Annotated in this window: 2 protein-coding genes and 1 pseudogene; all 3 read left to right on the forward strand. The window is 66.9% G+C overall.

Annotated elements, in window-relative coordinates:
* Positions 1 to 779 (forward strand): MinD/ParA family ATP-binding protein (locus tag WAW17_RS07060; RefSeq protein WP_422332285.1); only part of this gene is annotated, 779 nt, incomplete at its 5' end.
* Between the two features lie 56 nt (positions 780 to 835).
* Positions 836 to 1,243 carry a hypothetical protein gene (locus WAW17_RS07065; protein ID WP_422332286.1) on the forward strand — a complete coding sequence of 136 codons (408 nt, stop codon included), beginning with the start codon at positions 836 to 838 and terminating at the stop codon, positions 1,241 to 1,243.
* 114 nt (positions 1,244 to 1,357) lie between these two features.
* Positions 1,358 to 1,599, forward strand: a pseudogene (locus WAW17_RS07070) (hypothetical protein); the annotation flags it as partial.

Here is a 1,599-nt window from a genome sequence, read left to right on the forward strand (position 1 = left end):
CCGAACTGGCGTCCGCGTCGGCGGTGTCCGGGGCGTTGGGGAACTATCTGCGCCTGCAACCGACGCTCGACGAGGTGCTGGCCGCGGACAACTCGACCACCCGCGAACGTGGAATCGGATGGGACGATTGCGCGGCCCTGATGGCCGTACTGCGCCGGCACCGGGACCTGATCTTCATCGACACCGGCAACAACCCCTTGGCCGCGAACTGGCTGTGGGCCGTCGAGCACTCGGACCTGTTGGTGGTGCCGTTGCCGTTGCGCACCGACATGGCAAAGCAGGCCTACCGGATGCTCGAGGGGCTCGCCGCTCGCGGGCTCGACGAGCTGGTTCGCTCGGCACTCATCTTGACCACGGCCACCCCCGAATCGGACCCGGGCCTCGAAGGCAGTGTCATGGAAGAGTTCGGGCGCCTCGGGGTCCAGAACATCATCCGGGGAGTGCCGTACGAGCCGCAGTTCGCGTCCGGAAACCGGATCGCCTACGACCGATTGGCGCAGCCCACGATCGAGGCCTACACGAACATCGCCGCCGAAATCGCTGACCTGTTGGCCTACGGGGCGCAGGGCCGGGTGCAGTCGATGTCCGACTCGTTCGCACCTCAGCAGATGCAGCGCCCGCCGGAGGTCCCTCGACTGGCACCGCGCTTCGGGCGCACCGACCCCTACCCGCCGGTACCGGCGCGGTACGCCCAGCCGGGCTACGACTCGCCGTATGACCGGGCACCGCGCCCGGAGCCGTTCCCGGACCGGTCCACCCCACCGAATGGACGACGTTGATCAGCGCCGGCTTCACCGACCGAAGCACGCCACCGACCACCACCGAAGGAGAAACAATGACCAGGCCCCATCGGAACACGCAGCGTCACCAGGGAGTCCGCCGACTGATGTCCGCGGCTGCGGTGACGGTGACGCTACTGACGATGTCCGTACTTGCCGCTGGCCCCGCCTCGGCGCAGATCCGCAATCCCACCGAAGGGATCGTGCCGACGCTGGATTTCCTGGGCCCCGCTTTCAACAACGTGTGGGTTCGGGTCTTCGGCTCGATCTGGGGTGTGCTCCTCGGTGCCGCGGCGATCAAGTTCTTCGCCGCGCTCTACAAGATTCGGGCAGCGAAGGCCGGTGGATACGGCACTGAAATGGCTGATGCCTCTTCCGAGGCCAGGGTCGCCGGGGTGGCCTTCGGCTGCCTTGCCGCTGGCGGCGTGATCATCGGCGCGATCTTGTTCGTCGTCGGTGGCTGACGCCGGGGTCGCGTTTCCACGCCCCGCATCCGCGGCAGTTAGTTCCGTGAGAGCTGTTGTGCATAAACGAACTTCAACAGAATTGAGAAGGACATGGTGAAAGACTTTTCCTCGGTGAGTACCACCCCGGCGTCGGGGCCGACGTTCGCGACGGGGACCGGCGGCAGCAGCCCGAAGGGTGGCCTGTTCGGATGGGGCGGCGGTAAGTGGGTGCGCCCAACCGTGATCGGTGCGGTGGTGCTGTTGGTCGTGGTGCTGATCGCCGTCATGACCTCCGGTGGGGACCCCGGCGAGGACACCGGCTCGGATGCGATCCGGACCGCACACGGCCCGAACACGATCATCGACGGAGTTCC

It is taken from the genome of Rhodococcus sp. (in: high G+C Gram-positive bacteria) (genome assembly GCF_049286785.1).
Classification (GTDB): Bacteria; Actinomycetota; Actinomycetes; order Mycobacteriales; family Mycobacteriaceae; genus Rhodococcus_F.

Bases quoted from the DNA above. Each gene is read 5' to 3' on its own strand.
- WAW17_RS07065 (WP_422332286.1), top strand. From the start codon at position 836: ATGACCAGGCCCCATCGGAACACGCAGCGTCACCAGGGAGTCCGCCGA.